The organism is Pseudomonas sp. NGC7 (genome assembly GCF_047159675.1).
Classification (GTDB): domain Bacteria; phylum Pseudomonadota; class Gammaproteobacteria; order Pseudomonadales; family Pseudomonadaceae; genus Aquipseudomonas; species Aquipseudomonas kermanshahensis.
This window is the reverse complement of sequence record NZ_BAAFZY010000001.1, coordinates 5,870,192-5,895,726: the sequence shown is the minus strand read 5'-3', so window position 1 is coordinate 5,895,726 and position 25,535 is coordinate 5,870,192. Positions and strand designations below refer to the sequence as shown.

General features: G+C 63.2%; 18 protein-coding genes. 14 read left to right on the top strand and 4 right to left on the bottom strand.

Annotation, left to right across the window (positions count from 1 at the left end):
- Window positions 1-64 precede the first annotated feature (64 nt).
- A complete protein-coding gene (locus ACMCNM_RS26270; protein ID WP_085272247.1) occupies window positions 65-484 on the top strand; it encodes an NINE protein in 420 nt (139 codons plus the stop codon).
- A gap of 44 nt (window positions 485-528) precedes the next feature.
- Here ACMCNM_RS26270 and ACMCNM_RS26265 read toward each other — a convergent pair whose 3' ends face one another.
- From ACMCNM_RS26265 to ACMCNM_RS26255, 3 genes are all read right to left on the bottom strand, one after another.
- Window positions 529-1,227, bottom strand: a complete 699-nt coding sequence (locus ACMCNM_RS26265) for an SPOR domain-containing protein (protein ID WP_186677016.1) — start codon at window positions 1,225-1,227, stop codon at window positions 529-531.
- 1 nt (window position 1,228) lies between these two features.
- Window positions 1,229-2,965 carry an arginine--tRNA ligase gene (gene argS / locus ACMCNM_RS26260; RefSeq protein ID WP_412765690.1) on the bottom strand — a complete coding sequence of 579 codons (1,737 nt, stop codon included), beginning with the start codon at window positions 2,963-2,965 and terminating at the stop codon, window positions 1,229-1,231.
- A gap of 113 nt (window positions 2,966-3,078) precedes the next feature.
- The gene (locus ACMCNM_RS26255; RefSeq protein WP_027592348.1) at window positions 3,079-5,298 is read right to left on the bottom strand and encodes a primosomal protein N'; all 2,220 of its coding nucleotides are present in this window, start codon (window positions 5,296-5,298) and stop codon (window positions 3,079-3,081) included.
- A 168-nt stretch (window positions 5,299-5,466) separates the two neighbouring features.
- Here ACMCNM_RS26255 and rpmE point away from each other — a divergent pair, with 168 nt between their 5' ends.
- From rpmE to ACMCNM_RS26240, 3 genes are all read left to right on the top strand, one after another.
- Window positions 5,467-5,682 (top strand): 50S ribosomal protein L31, encoded by a 216-nt coding sequence (gene rpmE, locus ACMCNM_RS26250; protein WP_027592349.1) that lies wholly within the window; start codon window positions 5,467-5,469, stop codon window positions 5,680-5,682.
- Between the two features lie 2 nt (window positions 5,683-5,684).
- Entirely contained in the window at window positions 5,685-6,506 is an 822-nt protein-coding gene (locus tag ACMCNM_RS26245; RefSeq protein WP_412765689.1) for a thermonuclease family protein, read from the top strand.
- Between the two features lie 178 nt (window positions 6,507-6,684).
- A complete protein-coding gene (locus tag ACMCNM_RS26240) occupies window positions 6,685-7,953 on the top strand; it encodes a malic enzyme-like NAD(P)-binding protein (protein WP_027592351.1) in 1,269 nt (422 codons plus the stop codon).
- A gap of 218 nt (window positions 7,954-8,171) precedes the next feature.
- On the opposite strand, the gene ACMCNM_RS26235 is transcribed toward ACMCNM_RS26240, so the two are convergent.
- Window positions 8,172-10,622 (bottom strand): penicillin-binding protein 1A, encoded by a 2,451-nt coding sequence (locus ACMCNM_RS26235; protein WP_371918104.1) that lies wholly within the window; start codon window positions 10,620-10,622, stop codon window positions 8,172-8,174.
- A gap of 181 nt (window positions 10,623-10,803) precedes the next feature.
- Here ACMCNM_RS26235 and pilM point away from each other — a divergent pair, with 181 nt between their 5' ends.
- The 10 genes from pilM to hemE all read left to right on the top strand — a co-directional run bounded on the left by pilM (window position 10,804) and on the right by hemE (window position 25,436).
- The gene (pilM, locus tag ACMCNM_RS26230) at window positions 10,804-11,667 is read left to right on the top strand and encodes a type IV pilus biogenesis protein PilM (RefSeq protein ID WP_412765688.1); all 864 of its coding nucleotides are present in this window, start codon (window positions 10,804-10,806) and stop codon (window positions 11,665-11,667) included.
- A complete protein-coding gene (locus ACMCNM_RS26225) occupies window positions 11,664-12,200 on the top strand; it encodes a PilN domain-containing protein (RefSeq protein ID WP_412765687.1) in 537 nt (178 codons plus the stop codon). The genes pilM and ACMCNM_RS26225 overlap by 4 nt, the downstream gene beginning before the upstream one ends.
- Window positions 12,201-12,229: 29 nt before the next feature.
- Window positions 12,230-13,210, top strand: coding sequence for a pilus assembly protein PilP (locus tag ACMCNM_RS26220; protein WP_412765686.1), 981 nt, complete (start codon window positions 12,230-12,232; stop codon window positions 13,208-13,210).
- Window positions 13,137-14,402: a type IV pilus secretin PilQ gene (locus ACMCNM_RS26215; protein ID WP_186677028.1), complete on the top strand. Its 1,266-nt coding sequence runs from the start codon at window positions 13,137-13,139 to the stop codon at window positions 14,400-14,402. Before ACMCNM_RS26220 ends, ACMCNM_RS26215 begins: the two co-directional genes overlap by 74 nt.
- A gap of 4 nt (window positions 14,403-14,406) precedes the next feature.
- Entirely contained in the window at window positions 14,407-14,925 is a 519-nt protein-coding gene (aroK, locus tag ACMCNM_RS26210) for a shikimate kinase AroK (RefSeq protein ID WP_186677042.1), read from the top strand.
- Window positions 14,926-15,021: 96 nt separating this feature from the next.
- Complete coding sequence (gene aroB / locus ACMCNM_RS26205) at window positions 15,022-16,119, top strand: 3-dehydroquinate synthase (RefSeq protein WP_186677045.1); 1,098 nt, start codon at window positions 15,022-15,024, stop codon at window positions 16,117-16,119.
- Window positions 16,120-16,134: 15 nt separating this feature from the next.
- Window positions 16,135-17,760, top strand: a complete 1,626-nt coding sequence (locus ACMCNM_RS26200; protein ID WP_027592359.1) for an SPOR domain-containing protein — start codon at window positions 16,135-16,137, stop codon at window positions 17,758-17,760.
- A gap of 372 nt (window positions 17,761-18,132) precedes the next feature.
- Window positions 18,133-22,578 carry a glutamate synthase large subunit gene (gene gltB / locus ACMCNM_RS26195; protein ID WP_027592360.1) on the top strand — a complete coding sequence of 1,482 codons (4,446 nt, stop codon included), beginning with the start codon at window positions 18,133-18,135 and terminating at the stop codon, window positions 22,576-22,578.
- Between the two features lie 123 nt (window positions 22,579-22,701).
- A complete protein-coding gene (locus ACMCNM_RS26190; protein ID WP_412765685.1) occupies window positions 22,702-24,120 on the top strand; it encodes an FAD-dependent oxidoreductase in 1,419 nt (472 codons plus the stop codon).
- Window positions 24,121-24,371: 251 nt separating this feature from the next.
- Window positions 24,372-25,436, top strand: coding sequence for a uroporphyrinogen decarboxylase (hemE, locus tag ACMCNM_RS26185; protein WP_027592362.1), 1,065 nt, complete (start codon window positions 24,372-24,374; stop codon window positions 25,434-25,436).
- The last annotated feature ends 99 nt before the right edge of the window (window positions 25,437-25,535 follow it).

The following is a 25,535-nucleotide window of genomic DNA, read 5'->3' as shown; positions in this document are numbered from 1 at the left end:
GGCCTGCGACGAGAAAGTCACATTTTTTCTTAGAAAATTTTCGGATAACCCACGAGGGCTATGAATGAACAGTTATCAACAGGGTGAGCCGCTTCACGACACCCACAGCAAGGTCATCGGCTACTTGTTGTGGATTTTCGGCTTCACCGGCTCGCACCGTTTCTACTACGGCAAGCCGATCACTGGGACGATCTGGTTCTTTACCTTGGGCCTGCTGGGCATCGGCTGGCTGATCGACCTGTTTCTGATCCCGGCGATGGACAAGGAGGCCGACTTGCGCTTCCGGTCCGGTCGGATCGACTACAACATCGCCTGGATTCTGCTGACCTTCCTGGGCATTTTTGGCCTGCATCGCCTGTACCAGGGCAAGTGGATCACCGCGATCATCTACTTCTTCACGGGCGGCCTGTTCCTGGTCGGCGTGCTGTACGACTTCTGGACCCTGAACAGTCAGATTTCCGAAGCCAACAGCGATCGTCGCTGATTGCAAATCGTGTAGGCGCAGCACAAGGCTGCGCCTACCGAGTTTTACTGGCGGGTCTGGCGCTGTTGCAGCAGTAGGTTGCTGAAGCCTGCGCCGGCAAGCTGTTTCTGCGCCCCGGTCAGTTGTTCGCGGTTGCTGAACGGGCCGACCAGTACGCGGTACCAGGTTTCATCCTTGACCGTCCCCGACTCCACCTTCACCGACTGGCCGAGCAGGATGATCTGCGCGCGGACCTTGTCGGCATCCGCCTGCTTGCGGAACGAGCCGGCCTGCAGGAAGAACTGCGTGGTGGCCGCAGGCTTGATCACCGGCGGTGCCGGTGGTGGCGTCTGGCCCAGCAAGGCGGCCTGAGCGCGTGCCGTGTCGATCTTCGCTGCTTCTGCCGGGGTGACCGGGGTCACTGGCTGGGCAGGCACCGGTGGCGTCTTCTCTGGCACGGCTTCCGGCGGCACGATGACCTCGGACTCCGGCAGCAGGGTGTAGAAGTCATACTTCGGCTTCACCGGCTGCTGCGCAGTGGCCGGCGTGGTCTTGCTGGCTTCTGCCACCTTTTCCGGTTTTTGCTGTTCAGGCTTGGTGCGCTTGATGTCCGCGCCGCCTGGCTCGAGCTTCATCAAAAAGACGATGAAAGCGCCCACGGTCAACCCGACTGCCAGCCATACCCAACCCGGGATCGGCTGCTTGGCCGGCGCCTGTTGGCGGCTGGCGCCGCGTTTTGGAGCAGGTTTTTTCTTGGCAGCCAACTTACATGCGCTCCAGGGTTTCCAGGCCGAGCAGTTCCAGACCTTGCTTGAGGGTACGACCGGTCAGGGCAGCCAGGCGCAGGCGGCTCTGTTGCTGCTCCGGGGTTTCGGCGGCGAGGATCGGGCAGTTCTCGTAGAAGCTCGAGAACAGGCCAGCCAGGTCGTACAGGTAGCTGCACAGCACGTGCGGCGTACCCTTGTCGGCCACGCTGTTGAGCACTTCGCCGAATTGCGCCAGGCGCGCGGCGAGGTCCAGCTCCTTCTCGGCCTGCAGCACGATCTTGCCGTCGACCTCGTCGAAGCCCTTGCCCAGCTTGCGGAACACGCCCGCCACGCGGGTGTAGGCATACAGCAGGTAGGGCGCGGTGTTGCCTTCGAAGTTGAGCATCAGTTCGAAGTTGAAGCTGTAGTCGCTGGTGCGGTGCTTGGACAGGTCGGCGTACTTCACTGCGCCGATCCCGACCACTTCACCGATGCGGCGCAGATCGACTTCGGCCAGGCTCGGGTTCTTCTCCTTGACCAGGGCGTAGGCACGCTCCTTGGCCTCGGTGAGCAGGTCGATCAGCTTCACGGTGCCGCCGTCACGGGTTTTGAACGGGCGGCCGTCGGCGCCGTTCATGGTGCCGAAGCCCATGTGTTCCATTTGCATCGGGTGGCCGACGAAGCCTGCACGGCGCGCTACTTCGAACACCTGGTTGAAGTGCAGCGCCTGGCGCTGGTCGACGAAGTACAGGGCACGGTCGGCCTTGAGCACATTGCTGCGGTAGCGCACTGCGGCCAGGTCGGTGGTGGCGTACAGGTAGCCACCGTCGGCCTTCTGCACGATCACCGGCAGGGGTTCGCCTTCGCTGTTCTTGAATTCTTCGAGGAACACGCACTGCGCGCCCTGGTCCTCAACCAGCAGGCCCTTGGCCTTGAGGTCGTTGACTACGTTGGCCAGGTCGTCGTTGTAGGCGCTTTCGCCCATGACGTCGGCCATGGTCAGCTTGACGTTGAGCAGTTCGTAGGTCTTCTGGCAGTGCGACAGCGAGATGTCCTTGAAACGCGTCCACAGGGCCAGGCACTCAGGGTCGCCGGCCTGCAGCTTGACCACCAGGCCGCGGGCGCGGGTGGCGAATTCTTCGGACTCGTCGAAGCGCTTCTTCGCCGCCCGGTAGAAGTTCTCCAGGTCCGACAACTCGTCGCTGGTGATCGGGTTTTCCTGCAGGTAGGCCATCAGCATGCCGAACTGGGTGCCCCAGTCGCCCACGTGGTTCTGGCGGATGACCTGGTCGCCGAGAAACTCCAGCACACGGGCGACGCTGTCGCCGATGATGGTCGAGCGCAGGTGGCCAACGTGCATTTCCTTGGCCAGGTTCGGCGCCGACAGGTCGATTACCACCTTCTCGGCGGCGCCTGCCTTGCGCACGCCCAGGTGGCCGTCGGCCAGGGCGGCATCCAGGCGGTCGGCCAGGGCGCTGGTGTTCTGGAAGAAGTTGAGGAAGCCTGGGCCGGCAATCTCGACTTTGCTGATGTCGTCGCTGGCGGGCAGCGCGTTGATCAGTTTTTCGGCCAGGTCGCGCGGCTTCATGCCGGCAGGCTTGGCCAGCATCATCGCGATGTTGCTGGCGAAGTCGCCGTGGGTCTTGTCCCGGGCGTTTTCCACCTGGATCGCCGGCGATAGCCCTTCAGGCAGCACACCGTCGGTGACGAGTTGGGTGAGGGCTTGCTGGATCAGCTGGCGAATGGTGTCTTTCATGGGGTTCTCTTTTCGACCGCAAGCGCGGTGGAGCGCTTCGATGCGCAGGTGGAAAAACTGGGCATTATCCGTTGCCGGGAGCGGGTTGCCAACCTTTGCCAAGGCTCAGGGTGTCAGTAGAGGTCTACCGGGTCCACGTCCAGCGACCAGCGAACCTGTCGGCCGCTCGGCATTTGCTCCAACACTAGCAACCAGGCGCTGATCAGTCGATGCAGGGGTGCCCGGGTGTTGGCCTGTATCAATAATTGGGCGCGGAAGCGGCCCGCTCGGCGCTCCATGGGAGCCGGTACCGGGCCCAACAGTTCAATGCCTGGCAGGCGCTGTTCGGCCACCAGGCGCTCTGCTGCGCTGCAGGCTTCATCGAGGAAGCCTTCGGCCTGGCCCGGTTTGTGCGCTTCGGCGCGCAGCAAGGCCAGGTGCGAAAAAGGCGGCAGGCCGGCGGCGCGGCGCTCGTCCAGGGCTTGCTCGGCGAAGGCGAAATAGCCTTGTTCGGTCAGCTGTACCAGCAAGGGATGGTCGGCCAGGTGGGTCTGGATGATCACCTTGCCCGGCTCTTCGGCGCGCCCGGCACGCCCGGCAACCTGCACGATCAATTGCGCCATGCGCTCGCTGGCACGGAAGTCGCCGGAGAACAGCCCGCCGTCGGCGTCGAGGATGGCCACCAGGGTCACGCGTGGGAAGTGGTGCCCCTTGGCGAGCATCTGGGTGCCCACCAGGATGCTCGGCTGGCCACGCTGGATGGTGCCGAACAGGTTGTGCATGGCGTCTTTGCGCGCCGTGCTGTCGCGGTCCACGCGCAGGATCGGGTAGTCCGGGAACAGCACCTTAAGGCGCTCTTCGGCGCGCTCGGTGCCTGCGCCCACCGGCCGCAAGTCGACATGGTTGCACTGCGGGCACTGGTGCGGCAGGCGTTCGTCATAACCGCAGTGGTGGCAACGCAGCACGCCGGAACGCTGGTGCACGGTCATGCGCGCATCACAGCGAGGGCATTCGGACAACCAGCCGCAATCGTGGCACAGCAACGTCGGGGCAAAGCCGCGGCGGTTGAGGAACACCAGCACTTGCTGGCCTGCTTCCAGGGTCTGGCGGATGGCCTGCTGCAGCGGGCCGCTGATGCCACTGTCCAGCGGCAGGCTTTTCACGTCCAGGCGCAGCATGCGCGGCGGGCGCGCACCGCCGGCGCGCTGGTTCATGCGCAGCAAGGTGTAGCGGCCGGTCTGGGCGTTGTGCAGGGTTTCTAGCGACGGCGTGGCCGAGCCGAGCAGGATTGGGATGTTCTCCTGGTGGGCGCGCACCAGGGCCAGGTCGCGGGCGTGGTAACGCAGGCCTTCCTGCTGTTTATAAGAGCCGTCGTGCTCTTCGTCGATGATGATCAGGCCGGGGTTTTTCATCGGCGTGAACAGTGCCGAGCGGGTGCCGATGATGATGTCGGCCTCGCCATCGCGGGCTGCCAGCCAGGCGTCCAGCCGCTCGCGGTCGCCGACCGCCGAGTGCAGCAAGGCGATGCGGGCGTTGAAGCGTTGCTCGAAGCGCGCCAGTGTTTGCGGGCCGAGGTTGATTTCCGGGATCAGCACCAGCGCCTGCTTGCCGGCCTCCAGTGTTTCGCGGATCAACTGCAGGTAGACCTCGGTCTTGCCGCTGCCGGTAACCCCGGCCAGCAGAAACGCGTTGAAACTGCCAAGGCCCAGGCACACGGCATCGAAGGCGTTGCGCTGCTCTTCGTTGAGGGGCAGTTCGGGCTGCGCCAGCCAGTGCTCGTGGCGCGGCGTCGGCAGGTGGCGGCGTACTTCGACGGTGACCAGTTCCTTGGCCAGCAGCAGGTCGAGGCTGTCCTTGTTCAGGTTGAGCTTGCCCAGCAGGCTGTGGGCCACGCCGTGTGGGTGCTGCGCCAGGGTTTTCAGGGCATCGCGCTGGCGCGGTGCGCGGGCGATGCGGGGGTCATCGTGGCGGGCATCGGCGGCGACGTGCCAGAAGCGTTCCTGGCGCATCTCGGCCAGTTCGCCCTGGCGCAGCAGGGTCGGCAGGGCCCAGCTCAGGGTATCGCCCAGGCTGTGCTGGTAGTACTGGGCCGTCCACAGGCACAGCTTGAGCAGTGCCGGCGGCAGCGGCGACACCGGGTCCAGCAGCGCAATGGCCGGCTTGAGCTTGTCGGCGGGCACTTCGCTTTGGTCGCACACCTCCACCAGCACACCGATCATCTCGCGGCGCCCGAATGGCACACGAATGCGCATGCCCGGTGTGAGGGGCTGGCGCGCCATGCTCGCCGGCGCCCTGTAGTCGAACAGGCGACGCAGCGGGGAGGGCAGGGCAAGGCGCAGGATGACGTCGGACACGCGGAAGGTCTCGCAAGGGCATTTCAAAGACTGGCGAGCCTAGCAGACGACAGTCGGTGCAAGCGACAACTTGCGCTGAGGCTGGGCTCTGGTATTATTCGCCGCCTAATTACGTGCGGTATTCAACAATTGGTGTTGGGTGGCGGCACGCAGCTCGAGGAAGTGACCATGAAAGCAAATATTCATCCGAACTACGAAGTAGTTGCAGTCACCTGCAGCTGCGGCAACAAGTTTGAAAGCCGTTCGACCCTGGGTAGCACCCTGTCGATCGACGTTTGCAACCTGTGCCACCCGTTCTACACCGGTAAGCAGAAAGTCCTGGACACCGGTGGTCGCGTACAGAAGTTTGCCGATCGCTTCGGCATGTTCGGTGCCAAGAAGTAATAATGCGCATGGCGAATCCCTCGGGTTTCGCGCTGTTGCAAAAAAAAGCGCCCCTTGTGGGCGCTTTTTTTGTGGGCGCGATTTGGCATCTTCCTGCCCTGGCGTTCTGCCCGCTGCCGGCCAATCCTCAGCAGGTAGCAGTGCGGCAGGTGGTGGATGGCGATACCTTGCGCCTGACCGACGGCCGCAGCGTGCGCATGATCGGCATCAACGCCCCGGAGATCGGCCGCAAAGGGCGGACCAGCGAGCCCTATGCCGAGGCGGCCAAGCGGCGCTTGCAGGCCCTGGTCAAAGCCAGTGACGGGCGTGTAGGGCTGGTGCAGGGCATCGAGGGCAAAGACAAATACGGCCGCACACTGGCGCACATCTACGGCCGCACTGGCAACAATCTGGAAGCACAACTGCTCAGCGAGGGGCTCGGCTACCGCGTTGCCGTTGCCCCCAATGTGCGCCTGGTGGGGTGCCAGCAATTGGCCGAGCAAGCGGCGCGCAAGGCGGGTGTTGGCCTGTGGCGCAGCTCGCCGGTGCTGCGCGCACGGGATGTCCGGCAGTCTGGGTTCGCTGTCATCGGTGGCCGAATCGAGGCGGTCGAACGTAACCGCGGCGGCGTCTGGCTGAGCCTGGATAGCACCGTGGTGCTGCAGGTTCCCGCTCGTCTGCAACGCAACTTCCCGGCCAGCTTCTTCGATAATCTCAAAGGGCGCCAAGTCGAGGCGCGTGGCTGGGTGCTGGATCGTTCCCGCAAGGGCGTCCTGAAGCCTGGGCAGCGACGCTGGGTGTTGCCATTGACCGATCCGAGCATGTTAGAACGCATTTCAGGCTGAAAAGATGTAGACATTTCGGTATTAGATTGTACACACTGTGATTCGTATGCCCCGTGGGTTATAGCGTAAAGTCGTAGGCTAAAGGCCTTGACACAAGTGACCGACCAGTCTTGTGACTCCCCGGCTCTTTGCGTATCCTCGGCGGTCCGTCAGAACAGTAAATAGCGGAATGCCCACCATGTCAGACCTGAAAACCGCCGCTCTCGAATACCACGCTCAACCTCGTCCGGGGAAACTGAGCGTCGAGCTCTCGAAGCCCACCGCCACCGCCCGTGACCTCGCCCTGGCCTACAGCCCAGGTGTTGCAGAACCCGTGCGCGAAATCGGCCGTGATCCAGAGCTGGCCTACAAATACACCGGTAAAGGCAACCTGGTTGCGGTGATTTCGGATGGTACTGCCATCCTCGGTCTGGGTGACCTCGGCCCACTGGCCTCGAAGCCGGTCATGGAAGGCAAGGGTGTTCTGTTCAAGCGTTTCGCTGGCATCGACGTATTCGACATCGAAGTCGAGTCGGAAAGCCCGCAAGCTTTCATCGACACCGTTCGCCGCATTTCGATCACCTTCGGTGGCATCAACCTCGAAGACATCAAGGCTCCAGAGTGCTTCGAAATCGAGCGCACCCTGATCGAGCAGTGCGACATCCCGGTCTTCCACGATGACCAGCACGGCACCGCGATCGTCACCGCGGCCGGCATGATCAACGCCCTGGAAATCGCCGGCAAGAAGCTGGAAGAAGCCAAGATCGTCTGCCTGGGTGCCGGCGCTGCCGCCATCTCCTGCATGAAGCTGCTGGTCAGCATGGGTGCCAAGGTCGAGAACATCTACATGATCGACCGCAGCGGCGTGATCCACGCTGGCCGCGACGACCTGAACCAGTACAAGGCGCAGTTCGCCCACGCGACCGACAAGCGCACCCTGGCTGACGCCTTGAACGGTGCCGACGTGTTCGTTGGCCTGTCCGGCCCGAACCTGCTGAGCGCAGAAGGCCTGAAGTCGATGGCGGCCAACCCGATCGTGTTCGCGTGCTCGAACCCCGATCCGGAAATCTCCCCAGAGCTGGCTCACGCCACCCGTAACGACGTGATCATGGCCACCGGTCGTTCCGACTACCCGAACCAGGTCAACAACGTACTGGGCTTCCCCTTCATCTTCCGTGGCGCCCTGGACGTACGTGCCAAGCGCATCAACGAAGAAATGAAGATTGCTGCGGCCATCGCCCTGAAAGACCTGGCCAAGTTGCCGGTTCCTAAGGAAGTTTGCGAAGCCTACGGCGTCGAAGGCCTGGAATTCGGCCGTGAGTACATCATTCCGAAGCCTCTGGATGCCCGTCTGATCACCGTTGTTTCCGATGCTGTTGCCAAGGCTGCTATCGAGTCCGGTGTGGCGACCCTGCCGTATCCGAAGCACTACCCGCTGAACAGCGTGGATGAAGTGTTCAACGGCTGATTGCCGTAAGTGACACAAAAAAGCCCCGGCTCGTATGAGCCGGGGCTTTTTATTGTGCGTTTGTCGGCAGCGTAGATCCCTGTAGGAGCGGCCTTGTGTCGCGATGGGCTGCGCAGCGGCCCCAGGATCTCGACAGCAGAAGGTCTCGCAAGGGGCTGCTGCGCAGCCCATCGCGACACAAGGCCGCTCCTACACAGGCGGCGCTAGCCTGTCAGGGGTCAGAACAGGTCCATCGGCGCTGCTTCGTCTGCTGGCAGCGGGCTTCCCGGTGCCGCGCCGTTGCCCAGTTCATCCCCCGACGGTGGCGAATCTTCGGCCTTGAACAACTCGAAGTAGGCGTTCGGTGTGCCCGGCGAGGCCGCGCGGCCGCTGACTGGGTCGACACGCAGGCTGAGGATGCCTTCCGGCTCCGCCGGTACGTGGTTGGGTTTGTCCTTGAGGGCGGCGCCCATGAAACTCATCCAGATCGGCAGCGCCGCAGTACCACCGTACTCGCGGCGGCCCAGGGTCTCGGGCTGGTCGAAGCCGACCCATACCGTGGTCACGTAATCGGCGTTGTAGCCGGAGAACCAGGCATCCTTGGACTCGTTGGTGGTACCGGTCTTGCCGGCCAGGTCGGTGCGGCCCAGGGCCAGCGCACGGCGGCCAGTGCCCCGTTTGATTACATCCTGCAACATGCTGGTGAGGATGTACGTGGTGCGGCCGTCGATGATCTGTTCCGCCACTGCCGGCGTTTGCGGTGCTGGCGTGACCTGACCAAAGGCGGCCGGCGCCTCGCCCGGCATGGCTGCGGTGCTGATCGGCTGCTCTGGCGCGGCAAGGCCTGCCTGGTCCTGGGCGCCTTGCGGCACGCGGGGCGGGTTGGCGGTGAACAGGGTCTCGCCGCTGCGGCTCTCGATGCGGTCGATCAAGTACGGGGTGATCTTGTAACCGCCGTTGGCAAAGGTGCTCCAGCCCGTGGCGATTTCCATCGGCGTGAGGGTTGCGGTGCCCAGTGCCAGCGACAGGTTGCGCGGCAAGTCCTGCTTGTTGAAGCCGAACTTGGCGATGTAGTCGATGGTGCGGTCGACGCCCATGGCCTGCAGCAGGCGGATCGATACCAGGTTGCGCGACTTGTACAGCGCCTCGCGCATGCGGATCGGGCCGAGGAAGGTGTTGGTGTCGTTCTTCGGCCGCCAGACCTTGTCCAGGTACTCGTCGACGAACACGATCGGTGCATCGTTGACCAGGCTGGCTGCGGTGTAGCCGCTGTCGAGCGCCGCGCTATAGATGAAGGGCTTGAAGCTCGAGCCAGGTTGGCGCTTGGCCTGCATGGCACGGTTGTAGTTGCTTTGCTCGAACGAGAAGCCGCCTACCAGGGCACGAATGGCGCCGTTGTATGGGTCGAGGGTGACCAGTGCGCTTTGTGCGCCCGGCACCTGGCTGAACTTGAGCTTGCCGTCGTCCAGGCGCTGCAGGCGCACCAGGTCACCTACCTGGGCAACATCGGCGGGGCTTTGCGGTGCGCGGCCCTGGGAATTGCTATTGAGGAACGGGCGCGCCCACTTCATGGTGTCCCAGGCGACGGTTTCTTCCTGGCCGCTGCGGGTCAGCACCTTGAGGTCGGTTTTGTCGACCTGGGTGACGATGGCCGGCTCAAGGCCGCCCAGGGTGCGCTGCTTGCTCAGTTCCAGCAGCCAGGCCGCGTGGGTCTTGCCTGGGAAGCGTGCCTCGGGGCCGCGGTAACCGTGGCGTTCATCGTAATCGGAAAGGCCGGTGAGAATGGCTTTGTTGGCCATCTCCTGCATGTCGCTCGGCACGGTGGTGGTGACGCGGAAGCCCTCGGTGTAGGCATCGCTGCCATAACGGCCGACCATCTCGGCGCGGGCCATCTCGGCGACGTACGGGGCATTCACCTCAGGTGTCGGCACGTGATAGCTGGCGTTGAGCGGCTCGGCCAGGGCGGCCTGGTAGCTGGCCTGGTCAATCTTGCCGAGCTTGTACATGCGGCCAAGAATCCAGTCGCGACGCTCTTTTGCGCGCACCGGGTTGGCCAGCGGGTTGAAGCGCGAAGGTGCCTTGGGCAGGCCGGCGATCATCGCCATTTGCGCCAGGCTCACGTCGCGGATCGACTTGCCGTAATAAACCTGTGCGGCGGCATCGATGCCGTACGCCCGGTTGCCCAGGTAGATCTTGTTCACGTACAGCTCAAGGATTTCGTCCTTGGTCAGCTCACGCTCGATCTGCAGGGCCAGCAGAATCTCGTTGGTCTTGCGCGAAAAGCTGCGCTCGCTGGTGAGGAAGAAGTTCTTCGCCACCTGCATGGTGATGGTGCTGCCGCCCGTCTGGATGTGGCCGGTTTTTACCAGCTGAGTCGCGGCGCGCATCAGGCTGCTGGGGTCAACGCCGTAGTGGTTGAGGAAATTGTCGTCCTCGGCTGACAGAAGCGCCTGGATAAATTGTGGGGGGATTTCCGCGAAACGGATCGGCGAGCGGCGCATTTCGCCGAACTCGGCAATCAGCTTGCCGTCGCTGCTGTACACCCTGAGGGGGATCTGCAACTGGATGCTTCTGAGGGACTCGACCGAGGGCAGGCTAGGGCTAAGATACAGAAACGCACCGCTCACACCGAGTACGAGCGCGCTAATGACTGCGACGGAAGACCACCAGAAGAACTTCAGCAGACGTATCAAGGCTTTTGGGCGTCCAGGTTGATAAGTGAATTGCGTACGGGTCCGGCGGACCAAAAACGCTGGGCATTATAAGCATTTTTTCGCCTTGCCGGGTGACCGGCCAGGTGGCCCGTCGAACCGTTTGGCCGCTGGGGCCTAGCGCTGACGCGGGTTTGCGGCATACAGCAAAGGAGCAGCGATGCTTGGACGTTTCGGCATGGATGCCGGTTCACTCTTGGGGGTGGAAATTGCCCCCGACTCCGTTCGGATTGTGCAGCTGCAGCGACGCAAGGGGCGTTGCCAGGTCGCGGCCTGGGCGCACGAGCCGTATGAACCGTACAGTGGGGCTGATTGGGCGAGCGACCCTGCCCGGCTAGTGGCTGCGTTGCGCCGTGCCTGCAGGCGCAGCGGCAGTCGGCAGCGGCGCGTTGCGGTGGCGCTGCCGGCAAATCAGGTGATCTGCAAGGTGTGCCAACTGCCAGCGGGCCTGAGTGAAGCCGATATCGAAGCCCAGTTGCTGGCTGATGCGGATCGCCTGTTTCCATTTCCGCTTGATGATCTGGCGCTGGACTTTCAGTTGCTCGGGGCCTCCGAGGCCCAGGCCGATTGCCAGGAGGTCATGGTGGCTGCCTGTCGCCAGCGTGCGCTGGAGCCCGTTGAAGCCCTGCTTGATGCAGCCGGGCTGCAGGCCGAGGCGATGGAGGTCGACAGTATCGCGTTGCAGCGGATGTTGCCGCAGGGCGCGCTTGCCGGTTCGGCATTGCTGCGCATCGAAGCGCAAGGCGCGACGCTGCATTGTTGGCGGCAGGGCATGCCCGCGCAGCGCCGCGAAGTGCACCTTCGCCAAGCACTTGGCCAATGGCCGGCGCTTTTGGGCGACGACAGTCAACTGGAATGCGTGCTGGTCGCCGGCAGTTCACCGATCGAGCAAGCGTGGCTGGATAACCTGAGTGCAGAGGTGAAACTACCCTGCCGGCCCCTGCCTTCTATTGCCGGGTTGGAGCCTGGTGGGGGCGAGATGCTCTTGGCATGCGCCTTGGCGCTCGGAGGCATGCAGCCATGATGCGTCTGAACCTTTTGCCCTGGCGCGAGCGGCAGCGCCGGTCGATGCTTCGGCGCTTTCAGTGGATGTTGCTTGGCAGTGCGGCGCTGGCCCTGTGCGCCGTGATGCTGATCGATCAACTGGCACGCCAACGTGCGCAGCAGCAAGGGTTGAGCACTGTTAGCCGTCACTCCGCCATTGCGCTGCTGGATGAACAATTGGAACAGCACGCTGAAGTGCGTGCCGCCCACGATGCTGCCCAGGCACACGCTGCGGTGTTGGCCAGCCTGCGTGCCGATCAAGGTGTATTCCCCGCGTTGCTTAGCGACCTCGAGGCCGCATTGCCTGCTGGTCTGCAGCTCACTGAACTTACGTTGGTAGGCGGCCGTTTGCAGGTGACCGGCCAGGCCGCGTCCGGTGCCGTGGTCGCTCAGTTCATGCGCGACCTTGAGCGGTCCGCGGTACTGCAAGGCCTGGAGCTCAAGCGTGTGAAGCACCTGCCTTCGGGCGATGAGTTTGTCCTGGCAGCGCGTGTGTCGGCGTTTTGGTCGTGAATGCAGCCTGGTGGGTGAGCTGGCAGGGCATGGCCGAACGTTCCGCTCGCTTCAGGTGGGGCGCTTCGGTCGGTCTGGGTGTGTTGGTACTGGCGCTGGGGTGTGGGCTACGCCTGCCGGGGTTGCGGCACGCCCAAGGGCAAGTGAATGCACAGTATGAGCAGTTGAGCGAGGAACATTCGGCCAAGGCAGCCCAAGTGCGCGAGCTGGCACGCATGCGCGCTGCGCTGGCCGCCACACAGCAGGCGCTGCACGTTGCCCGGTGGCGTCTCGCCGCTGGCGAGGGCATGAGTGACCTGCTCGATTCGCTTGCCGCCTCAGGGCATGAATTTGGCCTGCTGTTCGAGCGGCTCGATGTGCATGAGGCGGTGGAGCAGGCGCACTACCGAACCATCCCCCTCGATGTTCAGGTGGTGGGCCGGTATGCAGCACTGCGCCTGTGGTTGGATGAATGGCTTGGGCAGCTGCGGCTGCTGCGCGTGAGTGACCTGAGCATGAACGAAGTCGATGGGCGGCCTGGATTGTTGCGCGTTCGTCTGAGGGTTCACGCGCATCATGCCGATGCTACGACGCCGGCCGTTGCGTCGTTGGCAGATTTGCCCGCTCGGGCAGCGCCCGTGCCGCCATTGGTCGATCCGTTCTCCGCAGCCCCGGCGAACGTGGCACCTGGCGAATTGGGCCGTGTGCCCTTGGCGCAGCTGGAAATGGTCGGGAGCCTGGCGCAAGGCGGCGCGCATGAAGCGCTGTTGTTGTCTGCAGGCCAGTTGTATCGCGTGCGCCTGGGCGATCGGCTCGGGCGCGATGAGGGTGTTGTGGTGCACATCGACGAGCAGCGGGTCGACGTGCGCGAGCGGTGGTTCGTGGCGCGTGAGTGGCATGAGCGCACAGCCGTACTCACCCTCCGAAAACCCCTGGACCAGGAGGTCATGGACAAGGATGAAAAGGCTATGGATAGCGGCGGCGTTCGTCTTGTCGATCCCGCTGGCGACGGCAGCCCCCACTCGGGGTGAGCCACTGTCGCTGAACTTTCAGGATGTGCAGGTGCGCGCCGTATTGCAGGTGCTGGCAGACCATGCCGGCGTGAACCTGGTTGCCAGCGATTCGGTACAGGGCAATATCACCTTGCGGCTTCAGGATGTGCCCTGGGAGCAGGCGCTGGATTTGGTGCTGCGCAGTAAGGGCCTGGCCCGGCGTGAAGAGGGCAATGTACTGCTGGTGGCGCCGGCGGCGGAGCTTGCTGGGCAATCACTCGACGCCCGACTAGGCCAGGCGCTGGATGCGCAATTGCAACCGCTGCAGCGTGAACTGATGCCGATCCACCATGCCGTAGCGTCCGAGCTCGCAGAGCTGTTGCTGGCAACCCTGGCAGACGACGGCATCCTCACTGGGCGAGGCAGTTTGAGCGTTGATGCGCGCACCAATACCCTGGTGGCCTACCAGCCCGCTGACCGCCTTGCCGAGCTGCGCCACCTGGTGGCGCAGCTGGATGTGCCGGTGCGTCAGGTGGCGATCGAGGCACGCATCGTCGAGGCCAATGTCGATTACGAAAAGAGCCTTGGGGTGCGTTGGGGTGGGCCCTTGTACGGTGAGAACGTAAGGCCAGGCAAGGAGCTGTTCGTCGACCTTGGGGTGGAGCGTGCCGGCTCCAGCGTCGGCCTGGGCCTGCTGCGTGGCGGCATCTTGCTAGACCTTGAACTCAGCGCCATGGAAAAGAGCGGCAATGGCGAAATCATCTCGCAGCCCAAGGTGGTCACGGCCGACAAGGAAACGGCCAGGATCCTCAAAGGTACCGAGGTGCCCTACCAGGAAACCAGCAAGAGTGGCGCCACGTCCGTGTCGTTTCGCGAAGCGTCCCTGTCGCTTGAAGTCACCCCGCAGATTACCCCGGACAACAAGGTCATCATGACGGTCAGGGTGACCAAGGACGAGCCTGATTACGTCAATGCCTTGAACAACGTACCGCCGATCCGCAAGAACGAGGTCAATGCCAAGGTTCGCGTGGCGGACGGCGAAACGATCGTTATCGGTGGCGTCTACTCGACCACGCAAAACAATGTGGTCGACAAGGTGCCATTTTTCGGCGATCTGCCGTATGTTGGGCGGCTGTTTCGACGCGATGTATTACAAGAGAAAAAATCCGAGCTGCTGGTCTTCCTGACTCCGCGTATCATGAGTGACCAGGCGATTGCTGTGAGTCGTTGATTCTGTGCGAAATTTGATACTTGTGGGGCCAATGGGCGCTGGTAAAAGCACCATTGGACGCCTATTGGCCAAAGAGCTGCGCCTGCTGTTCAAAGATTCCGACAAGGAAATCGAACTGCGATGCGGCGCCAACATCCCGTGGATCTTCGACAAGGAAGGCGAGCCGGGCTTCCGTGACCGTGAGCAGGCGATGATCGCCGAGCTCTGCGGGCTCGACGGCGTAGTCCTGGCCACCGGCGGCGGCGCGGTAATGCGCGATGCCAACCGACAGGCGTTGCGCCAGGGCGGCCGGGTGATCTACCTGCATGCTTCGGTGGAGCAGCAGGTCGGTCGCACCGCACGTGATCGCAATCGCCCCCTGTTGCGTACCGCCAACCCGGAAGCGACCCTTCGCGCCCTGCTCGAAGCGCGTGATCCGCTCTACCGCGAGATCGCCGACGTGGTCGTTGAAACCGACGAGCGGCCACCGCGCATGGTGGTGATCGATATTCTCGAACGCTTGCAGCAGTTGCCGCCCCGATAAGCCGGGACTATTCTCGGCCTCCAGCGCCGAGGCGAGGTTCAACTTACCGCGTGCGTCGCCCAAGCGGCGCCGCGCCCAAGTACATTGTGGGGATACATGCAGACACTAAAGGTCGACCTGGGCGAGCGTAGCTACCCGATCTACATTGGCGAAGGCCTGCTGGACCAGCCCGAGTTGCTGGCGCCGCACATTGCCGGGCGGCAGGTCGCCATCGTTTCCAACGAAACCGTCGCGCCTCTGTACCTCGAACGCCTGGCCAAGACCCTGGGTGCCTATTCGGTGCTGCCCGTGGTGTTGCCTGACGGCGAAGCCCACAAGAACTGGGAAACGCTGCAATTGATCTTCGATGGCCTGCTCACTGCCCGGCACGACCGTCGCACCACCGTGGTGGCCCTTGGGGGCGGCGTGATCGGCGACATGGCCGGCTTTGCCGCTGCCTGCTACCAGCGCGGCGTCGATTTCATCCAGGTGCCGACCACCCTGTTATCCCAGGTCGACTCCTCGGTCGGCGGCAAGACCGGCATCAACCACCCGCTTGGCAAGAACATGGTCGGTGCCTTTTATCAGCCCAACGCGGTGCTGATCGACACCACCAGCCTCAAGACCCTGCCGGCGCGTGAGCTGTCCGCAGGCTTGGCTGAAGTGATCAAGTACGGCCTGATCTGCGACAAGCCGTTCCTCGCTTGGCTCGAGGACAATATGAAGGCCCTGCGTGCCTTGGACTCCACGGCCCTGACCGAAGCCATCCGCCGTTCCTGCGCAGCCAAGGCTGCGGTGGTCGGTGCCGATGAGCGCGAATCCGGCGTGCGGGCGACCCTGAACCTTGGGCATACCTTCGGCCATGCCATCGAAACCCATATGGGCTACGGCGTCTGGCTGCACGGCGAAGCCGTGTCGGCGGGCACGGTGATGGCCCTGGAAATGTCCATGCGGCTCGGCTGGATCGACCAGGCCGAGCGCGATCGCGGAATCCGCCTGTTGCAGGATGCAGGTTTGCCGGTGGTGCCACCACAGGAAATGACCCCGGCGCATTTCATGGAGCACATGGCGGTCGACAAGAAGGTGCTCGACGGGCGTCTGCGTCTGGTGCTGTTGCGCCAGATGGGCGAGGCCGTGATCACCGACGACTATCCGAAAGAGATTCTTCAGGCCACGCTGTCGGCGGATTACCGCGCGATCGTGGCCCAGCTTTGAGGTTGTGACAGCGCAATGACCAGTTTGCATGCCGATGAGGCCTTTCTCGACCATTACCAGTTGAGCCACGATCCGTTCGCGCCCCGCGTGCCCGGCTTCAAATTCTTCCCGGCACAGCGCAAGCCTGTGCTGGGCCAGCTGCATCACCTGGCCCGTTACAGCCAGCTGATGCTGGTGGTCACCGGCCCCCTGGGCAGCGGCAAGACCTTGCTGCGCCAGGCCCTGGTGGCCAGTACCAACAAGCAATCGGTGCAGAGCGTCGTGGTTTCTGCCCGTGGCGCCAGCGATGCGGCCAGCGTGCTCGCCCAAGTCGCGCAGTCGCTTGAGGTCGCCCAGCCTGAGGTCCAGGCCATACTGTCGAAGGTGGTGCAACTGGCGCTGACCGGGCAGGAAGTGTATTTGCTGGTGGACGATGCGGAACAACTCGACGAGTCGGCACTCCAAGCGTTGCTGGAGCTGGCGGCGGGTGTTCCGGAAGGGCGCCCGCACGTGTTCCTGTTCGGCGAGCCGTCGCTGATCGCCGGGCTGGATGAGCTGAGTATCGAGGAAGAGCGTTTCCACGTTATCGAGCTCGCCCCCTACAGCGAAGAGGAGACCCGCGAGTACCTGGAGCAGCGTCTGGATGGCGCCGGCCGGGGCATCGAGGTGTTCACCCGCGAACAGATCGTCGATATCCATGAACACTCCGACGGTTGGCCTGGCACAATCAACCAGGTCGCCCGTGACACTTTGATCGAAGCCATGATCGCCAGCCGTTCGACGGCCAAGCGACCATCCATGGGGTTGAAAATGCCTAAGAAACATGTGCTCGCGCTGTCCGCTGTGGTTGTGGTCGCCGTTGCTGCCGCGGTTCTCATGCCCAAGAAAGGCGACAAGGCACCTGCCGAGGTGCCGGCTGCCCAGGCTCAATTGCCATTAGGTGAAGGCCAGCCGGGCGCCGCCCAGGCCAATAATGGCAACCCGGCCATCGAGTTCTCCGGCTCGTCGCAGCCGATGCCACTGCCGCTGGTAGGGCAGTCGCAGCCGGTGATGCGCGAACCATTGGCCCAGGCCGCAGGCATGGGGGATGGCGAAGAGGGCAGCCCGGCCGGCAATACCGCGCTGCAGCCTGGCAACCCGCCGACCGTGACCACCATCGCACCGCCGCAAGGCGTGCCTGCCGGCCCGGCACCGACGCTGTCGAAGCCGACTGCCAGTGCACCGGTTCAGCCGGTTGCGCCTGCGCCAAAGCCCGTCGCAACCCAGCCTGCAAAACCGGTTGCACCTGCTAAGCCTGCGCCTGCGCCAACCCAGGTCGCCACAGCCAAGCCAGCCGCCAAGCCTGTCGAGAAGCCTGCGGCTACCGGCAGTAGCGGTGGTGGTTGGTATGCAGGCCAGAAACCGGGCAATTACGTGGTGCAGATCCTCGGCACCAGCTCCGAAGCCTCGGCCCAGGCCTTCGTCAAAGCCCAGGGTGGCGACTATCGCTACTTCAAGAAAAACCTGCAGGGCAAGCCGCTGTATGTCGTGACTTACGGCAGCTTCGCCAACCGTGACGCAGCGGTTGCGGCAATCAAGAACTTGCCAGCGAAGGTCCAGGCTGGTAAACCTTGGCCACGTACCGTCGCCAGCGTCCAACAAGAGCTGGCCACGGCCCGCTGATACCTGCCGGGCGGCACCACCCCGCCGCCCAGTTGCTGAGCGAATTCTAGCTTTCGACTAGCCTGCTGCGCCCGAGCGCGGCAGGCTTTTCTGTCCCAGGCTGCCGGCCACAAGCCTCTCTTGCAGTCATGGCTGAAACGCTTCAGACTCGAGCCAAGCCGATATCACGGCGCATGGCGCAAAAAAATTCAAATTTGCGACATAAATTTTCAATGGTGAGACATGAAAATTTGTGGGCATCGCTGTCGCTGTGCAACAATGGTTTTCCATGACCACCGCAAAAAAGCTGGCGTTTGATCGGCGTGGATGGTAAGTGGTTGTTAAAAAAGAGATTTACCTCCGTTGAGAGGTGAACCTGGTGAGAAAGTGTCTATGAAAACAGGTCTGTACCATCCCGAAGAATTCAAGGACAACTGTGGTTTTGGCCTGATCGCCCATATGACGGGCGAGCCAAGTCACCACCTTCTGCAAACCGCCATGCAGGCACTGACGTGCATGACCCACCGCGGCGGTATCAACGCCGACGGCAAAACCGGTGACGGTTGCGGTCTGCTCATGCAGAAGCCCGATCAATTCCTGCGGGCCGTGGCCCAGGAACAGTTTGCCGTCGAGCTGCCCAAGCAGTACGCCGTCGGCATGGTGTTCTTCAACCAGGACCCGGTCAAAGCAGAAGCCGCCCGCGCCAACATGGACCGCGAGATCCTCGCCGCTGGCCTGAAGCTGGTCGGCTGGCGCAAGGTGCCGATCGACACCAGCGTGCTGGGTCGCCTGGCGCTGGAGCGCCTGCCGCAGATCGAACAGGTGTTCATCGGCGGTGAAGGCCTGAGCGATCAGGAATTCGCCATCAAGCTGTTCAGTGCCCGTCGTCGTTCGTCCGTGGCCAACGCCCACGACACCGACCACTACATCTGCAGCTTCTCGCACAAGACCATCATCTACAAAGGCTTGATGATGCCGCGCGACCTCGCGGCGTTTTATCCAGACCTGGGTGACGAGCGCCTGCAGACCGCGATCTGCGTGTTCCACCAGCGCTTCTCCACCAACACCCTGCCGAAATGGCCGCTGGCGCAGCCGTTCCGCTTCCTCGCCCATAACGGCGAGATCAACACCATCACTGGCAACCGCAACTGGGCCATGGCCCGTCGCACCAAGTTCGCCAATGACCAGATCCCTGACCTCGAAGAACTCGGCCCGCTGGTCAACCGCGTGGGCTCCGACTCGTCGAGCATGGACAACATGCTCGAGCTGATGGTCACCGGTGGCATCGACCTGTTCCGCGGCGTGCGCATGCTGGTACCGCCGGCCTGGCAGAACGTCGAGACCATGGACGCCGACCTGCGCGCCTTCTACGAGTACAACTCCATGCACATGGAGCCGTGGGATGGCCCGGCCGGTATCGTCATGACCGAAGGCCGCCACGCGGTGTGCCTGCTCGACCGTAACGGCCTGCGCCCGGCACGTTGGGTGACCACCACCAATGGCTACATCACCATTGCGTCGGAAATCGGCGTATGGGACTACAAGCCTGAAGACGTCATTGCCAAGGGCCGTGTCGGCCCGGGCCAGATCTTCGCCGTGGACACCGAAACCGGCCAGATCCTCGACACCGACGCCATCGACAACCGTCTGAAGTCGCGCCATCCGTACAAGCGCTGGCTGCGTCAGCACGCCACGCGTATCCAGGCGACCTTGACCGACGACCAGGGCGCGGCCAGCTACGATGCTGACCAGCTCAAGCAATACATGAAGATGTTCCAGGTCACCTTCGAAGAGCGTGACCAGGTGCTGCGCCCGCTGGGTGAGCAGGGCCAGGAAGCGGTCGGCTCGATGGGTGACGACACGCCGATGGCTGTGCTGTCGCAGCGCGTGCGTTCGCCGTATGACTTCTTCCGCCAGCAGTTTGCGCAGGTCACCAACCCGCCGATCGACCCGCTGCGCGAAGCGATCGTCATGTCGCTGGAGATCTGCCTGGGCGCCGAGCGCAACATTTTCCAGGAGTCCCCGGAGCACGCCTCGCGGGTCATCCTCAGCTCGCCGGTCATCTCGCCTGCCAAGTGGCGCTCGCTGATGAACCTGGAGCGTGAAGGCTTCGACCGCCAACTGATCGACCTCAACTACGAGCAAAGCGTCGGCCTGGAAGCGGCCATCCGCAACATCGCCGACCAAGCCGAAGAAGCGGTGCGCAGTGGCAAGACTCAGCTGGTGCTGAGCGACCGTTACATCGCCCCGGGCAAGTTGCCGGTGCACGCTTCGCTCGCCGTGGGTGCCGTACACCACCGCCTGACCGAGCAGGGCCTGCGGTGCGACAGCAACATTCTGGTCGAAACCGCTACCGCCCGTGACCCGCACCACTTCGCTGTGCTGCTGGGCTTCGGTGCCTCGGCCGTCTACCCGTACCTGGCGTACGAAGTGCTGGCCGACCTGATCCGTACCGGCGAAGTGCTGGGCGATCTGGACGAGGTGTTCAAGTATTACCGCAAAGGCATCTCCAAGGGCCTGCTGAAGATCCTGTCGAAGATGGGCATCTCCACCATCGCTTCGTACCGGGGTGCGCAGCTGTTCGAAGCCATCGGTCTGGCCGAGGAAGTGGTCGGCCTGAGCTTCAAGGGCGTGTCGAGCCGCATCAAGGGTGCGCGTTTCGAAGACCTGGAAAGCGACCAGAAGCTGCTCGCCGCCGAAGCCTGGAGCGCGCGCAAGCCTATCCAGCAAGGTGGCCTGCTCAAATTCGTCCACGGTGGCGAATACCACGCCTACAACCCGGATGTGGTCAACACCCTGCAGGCGGCTGTGCAGCAGGGCGACTACGCCAAGTTCAAGGAATACACCTCGCTGGTCGACCAGCGCCCGGTGTCGATGATCCGCGACCTGCTCAAGGTCAAAGTGGCCGACCAGCCGCTGGCGATCGAGCAGATCGAACCGTTGGAGGCCATCCTCAAGCGCTTCGATTCCGCCGGTATCTCGCTGGGCGCTTTGTCGCCAGAAGCCCACGAGGCGCTGGCCGAGGCCATGAACCGCCTGGGCGCGCGTTCCAACTCGGGCGAGGGTGGTGAAGACCCGTCGCGCTACGGCACCGTGCGCAGCTCCAAGATCAAGCAGGTGGCCACCGGCCGCTTTGGCGTGACCCCGGAATACCTGGTCAACGCCGAAGTGCTGCAGATCAAGGTAGCCCAGGGCGCCAAGCCGGGTGAGGGCGGCCAGTTGCCAGGCGGCAAGGTCAACGGCCTGATCGCCAAGCTGCGCTACGCGGTACCGGGCGTGACCCTGATCTCGCCACCGCCGCACCACGATATCTACTCGATCGAAGACCTGGCCCAGCTGATCTACGACCTCAAGCAGGTCAACCCGCAGGCGCTGGTCTCGGTCAAGCTGGTCGCCGAAGCAGGCGTGGGTACCATCGCCGCCGGCGTGGCCAAGGCCTACGCCGACCTGATTACCATCTCGGGCTACGACGGCGGTACCGGTGCTTCGCCACTGACCTCCATCAAGTACGCGGGCGCACCGTGGGAGCTCGGCCTTGCCGAAACCCACCAGACCCTGCGCGGCAACGACCTGCGCGGCAAAGTGCGGGTGCAGACCGACGGTGGCCTGAAAACCGGCCTCGACGTGATCAAGGCGGCCATCCTCGGCGCCGAGAGCTTCGGCTTCGGCACCGCGCCGATGATCGCCCTGGGCTGCAAATACCTGCGTATTTGCCACCTGAACAACTGCGCCACCGGCGTCGCCACCCAGAACGACAAGCTGCGCAAGGACCACTACATCGGCACCGTCGACATGGTGATCAACTTCTTCACCTTCGTCGCCGAAGAGACCCGCGAGTGGCTGGCCAAACTGGGTGTGCGCAGCCTGGGCGAGCTGATCGGCCGTACCGACCTGCTCGACATCCTGCCAGGCGACACCGAGCGCCAGCAGTACCTGGACCTGTCGCCGCTGCTGGGCAGTTCGCACATTCCGGCGGACAAGCCGCAGTTCTGCGAAGTCGACAAGAACCCGCCGTTCGACAAGGGCGAGCTGGCCGAGAAGATGGTCGAAATGGCCATGCCGGCAATCCGCGACCAGTCCGGTGGCGAGTTCAGCCTCGACATCTGCAACTGCGACCGCTCAATCGGTGCACGCATCTCGGGTGAGATCGCCCGCTTGCACGGCAACCAGGGCATGGCCGCCGCGCCGATCACCTTCCGCTTCAAGGGCACTGCGGGCCAGAGCTTCGGCGTGTGGAACGCCGGTGGCCTGAACCTGCACCTCGAAGGCGACGCCAACGACTACGTCGGCAAAGGCATGACCGGTGGCAAGGTCACCATCGTGCCACCTGCCGGCAGCCCGTTCGAAACCCAGCACAGCGCCATCGTCGGCAACACCTGCCTGTACGGTGCCACTGGCGGCAAGCTGTTCGCCGCCGGTACCGCGGGCGAGCGCTTCGCTGTGCGTAACTCTGGCGCCCACGCTGTTGTCGAGGGCACTGGCGATCACTGCTGTGAATACATGACCGGCGGCTTTGTCTGCGTCCTGGGCAAGACCGGTTACAACTTCGGCTCTGGCATGACCGGCGGCTTCGCCTACGTGCTCGACATGGACAACAGCTTCGTCGACAAGCTCAACCATGAACTGGTGGAAATCCAGCGCATCAGTGGTGAAGCGATGGAGGCGTACCGCAGCCACCTGGCGCGCGTCCTTGGCGAATACGTGGACGAGACCGGCAGCGAGTGGGGGCGTGAGCTCTTCGAGAACCTGGACGACTACGTGCGGCGCTTCTGGCTGGTCAAGCCGAAGGCGGCCAACCTCAAGCAACTGCTGTCCAGCACCCGTGCCAACCCGCAGTAACAACAGCTGCAAGTGGCAAGCCTCAAGCTGCGAGTAAACGCAGTGCGAGGTTTGCCGGACCCAAGTGATCGACTTGCAGCTTGCGGCTTGTAGCTTGCGACTGCGGTAAAGAGGTTTTGAAAAATGGCTGAACGTCTGAGCAACGACTTCCAGTTCATCGAAGTGGGGCGTAAAGACCCAAAGAAAAAGCTGCTGCGCCAGCGCAAGAAAGAGTTCGTCGAGATCTACGAACCCTTCAAGCCGCAGCAGTCCGTGGAGCAGGCACACCGCTGCCTGGGCTGCGGTAACCCGTATTGCGAATGGAAGTGCCCGGTGCACAACTTCATCCCCAACTGGTTGAAGCTGGTGTCCGAGGGCAACATCCTGGCGGCGGCAGAGCTGTCGCACCAAACCAACACCCTGCCTGAAGTGTGCGGCCGTGTTTGTCCGCAGGACCGCCTGTGCGAGGGTGCCTGCACCCTGAACGACGGTTTTGGCGCGGTGACCATCGGCTCGGTGGAGAAGTACATCACCGACACCGCTTTCGCCATGGGCTGGCGCCCAGACATGTCCAAGGTCAAGCCGACTGGCAAGCGTGTCGCCATCATCGGTGCCGGCCCGGCGGGCCTGGGCTGTGCCGACGTGCTGGTGCGCGCCGGCGTGACCCCGGTGGTGTTCGACAAGAACCCGGAAATCGGTGGCCTGCTGACCTTCGGTATCCCCGAGTTCAAGCTGGAAAAGACCGTGCTGAGCAACCGCCGCGAAGTCTTCACCGGCATGGGCATCGAGTTCCGCCTGAACACCGAGGTGGGCACCGACATCACCATGGAGCAGCTGCTGGCCGAGTACGACGCAGTGTTCATGGGCATGGGCACCTACACCTACATGAAGGGCGGCTTCCCGGGCGAGGACCTGCCGGGCGTGCATGACGCGCTGGACTTCCTGATCGCCAACGTCAACCGCAACCTGGGCTTCGAGAAATCGCCGGAAGACTTCATCGACATGCAGGGCAAGAAGGTCGTGGTGCTGGGCGGTGGTGACACCGCGATGGACTGCAACCGCACCTCGATCCGCCAGGGCGCCAAGTCGGTGACCTGTGCTTATCGTCGTGACGAGGCCAACATGCCGGGTTCGCGCAAAGAGGTGAAGAACGCCAAGGAAGAGGGCGTGAAGTTCCTCTACAACCGCCAGCCGATCGCCATTGTCGGTGAAGACAAGGTCGAAGGCGTGAAGGTGGTCGAGACCCGTCTCGGCGAGCCGGACGCCCGTGGCCGCCGCAGCCCTGAGCCGATCCCGGGTTCTGAAGAGATCCTGCCGGCCGATGCCGTGGTGATCGCCTTCGGTTTCCGCCCGAGCCCGGCGCCGTGGTTCGAGCAGCATGGTATCCAGATGGACAGCCAGGGCCGCGTTGTTGCGCCGGAAAAGGGCAAGTTCAAGCACCAGACCAGCAACCCCAAAATCTTTGCGGGCGGCGACATGGTGCGGGGTTCGGATTTGGTGGTAACCGCCATTTTCGAAGGCCGCACGGCCGCTGAAGGTATCCTGGATTACCTGGAAGTCTGATTGAATGCTGGGGCTGCTTCGCAGCCCTTTCGCGACACAAGGCCGCTCCTACAGGGAATCGCGTTTCCGGTGTAGGAGCGGCCTTGTGTCGCGAAAGGGCCGCGAAGCGGCCCCAGGTTCCTCCAGGCTGTAGCGTTTTGTATACAAAATTGCTTGATCCAAGGCACCCAATAGACAAAACGCATGGCCTTGGCCGTGCCTTTTGTGCTGGCGTCTGAGAAAATGCCCGCACTTTTTTGCCGGATGCCGACATGACTGCCCTGAAGAACGATCGTTTCCTGCGTGCACTGCTCAAGCAACCCGTAGACGTCACCCCGGTCTGGATGATGCGCCAGGCTGGCCGTTACCTGCCGGAGTACCGCGCCAGCCGTGCCAAGGCCGGTGACTTCATGAGCCTGTGCATGAACCCGCAGTTCGCCTGCGAGGTTACCCTGCAGCCGCTGGACCGCTACCCACTGGACGCGGCGATCCTGTTCTCGGACATCCTCACCATCCCCGATGCCATGGGCCTTGGCTTGTACTTCGAAACCGGCGAAGGCCCGCGCTTCAAGAAAGTCATCAGCACCCCGGCCGACATCGAGGCACTGCCGATCCCTGATCCGCAGAAGGACCTGGGCTATGTGATGGACGCCGTCAGCACCATCCGTCGCGAGCTCAACGGCCGTGTCCCGCTGATCGGCTTCTCGGGCAGCCCATGGACCCTGGCCACTTACATGGTCGAAGGCGGTTCGTCCAAGGACTTCCGCAAGACCAAGGCCATGGCCTACGACAACCCGCAAGCCCTGCACCTGTTGCTGGACAAGCTGGCCCAGTCGGTCACCAGCTACCTCAACGGCCAGATCCTGGCCGGTGCCCAGGCTGTGCAGATCTTCGACACCTGGGGCGGCAACCTGTCGGCGGCGGCCTACCAGGAGTTCTCGCTGGCCTACATGCGCAAGATCGTCAGCGGGCTGATCCGCGAGCACGACGGGCGCAAGGTGCCGGTCATTCTGTTCACCAAAAACGGCGGCATGTGGCTGGAAAGCATCGCCGAAGCTGGTGCCGATGCACTGGGCCTGGACTGGACCTGCGAGATCGGCGATGCCCGCCGCCGTGTCGGTGACAAAGTTGCGCTGCAGGGCAACATGGACCCAACCGTGCTGTACGCCAAGCCCGAAGCCATCCGCAAGGAAGTGGCGCGTATTCTGGCGAGCTACGGCAAGGGCACCGGCCATGTGTTCAACCTCGGCCACGGTATTACCCCGGAAGTCGACCCAGAGCACGCCGGTGCGTTCATCAACGCCGTGCACGAGTTGTCGGCGCAGTACCACCAGTGATTTGATGCACTGCACAAAAAACCCGGCCTAGATGCCGGGTTTTTTGTATTAAGTTTGAATTCAGCGATCGTCGTTAATCTGGTCCCATCGAAACCGAAA

What these genes read in the sequence shown, in the direction of transcription:
- ACMCNM_RS26215 (WP_186677028.1), top strand. Translation starts at nt 13,137, where the DNA reads ATGAAAAGGCTATGGATAGCGGCGGCGTTCGTCTTGTCGATCCCGCTG.
- gltB (WP_027592360.1), top strand. Translation starts at nt 18,133, where the DNA reads ATGAAAACAGGTCTGTACCATCCCGAAGAATTCAAGGACAACTGTGGT.
- argS (WP_412765690.1), bottom strand. Translation starts at nt 2,965, where the DNA reads ATGAAAGACACCATTCGCCAGCTGATCCAGCAAGCCCTCACCCAACTC.
- ACMCNM_RS26190 (WP_412765685.1), top strand. Translation starts at nt 22,702, where the DNA reads ATGGCTGAACGTCTGAGCAACGACTTCCAGTTCATCGAAGTGGGGCGT.
- aroB (WP_186677045.1), top strand. Translation starts at nt 15,022, where the DNA reads ATGCAGACACTAAAGGTCGACCTGGGCGAGCGTAGCTACCCGATCTAC.
- pilM (WP_412765688.1), top strand. Translation starts at nt 10,804, where the DNA reads ATGCTTGGACGTTTCGGCATGGATGCCGGTTCACTCTTGGGGGTGGAA.
- ACMCNM_RS26240 (WP_027592351.1), top strand. Translation starts at nt 6,685, where the DNA reads ATGTCAGACCTGAAAACCGCCGCTCTCGAATACCACGCTCAACCTCGT.
- ACMCNM_RS26270 (WP_085272247.1), top strand. Translation starts at nt 65, where the DNA reads ATGAACAGTTATCAACAGGGTGAGCCGCTTCACGACACCCACAGCAAG.
- rpmE (WP_027592349.1), top strand. Translation starts at nt 5,467, where the DNA reads ATGAAAGCAAATATTCATCCGAACTACGAAGTAGTTGCAGTCACCTGC.
- hemE (WP_027592362.1), top strand. Translation starts at nt 24,372, where the DNA reads ATGACTGCCCTGAAGAACGATCGTTTCCTGCGTGCACTGCTCAAGCAA.
- ACMCNM_RS26220 (WP_412765686.1), top strand. Translation starts at nt 12,230, where the DNA reads ATGGCCGAACGTTCCGCTCGCTTCAGGTGGGGCGCTTCGGTCGGTCTG.
- ACMCNM_RS26245 (WP_412765689.1), top strand. Translation starts at nt 5,685, where the DNA reads ATGCGCATGGCGAATCCCTCGGGTTTCGCGCTGTTGCAAAAAAAAGCG.
- ACMCNM_RS26225 (WP_412765687.1), top strand. Translation starts at nt 11,664, where the DNA reads ATGATGCGTCTGAACCTTTTGCCCTGGCGCGAGCGGCAGCGCCGGTCG.
- ACMCNM_RS26200 (WP_027592359.1), top strand. Translation starts at nt 16,135, where the DNA reads ATGACCAGTTTGCATGCCGATGAGGCCTTTCTCGACCATTACCAGTTG.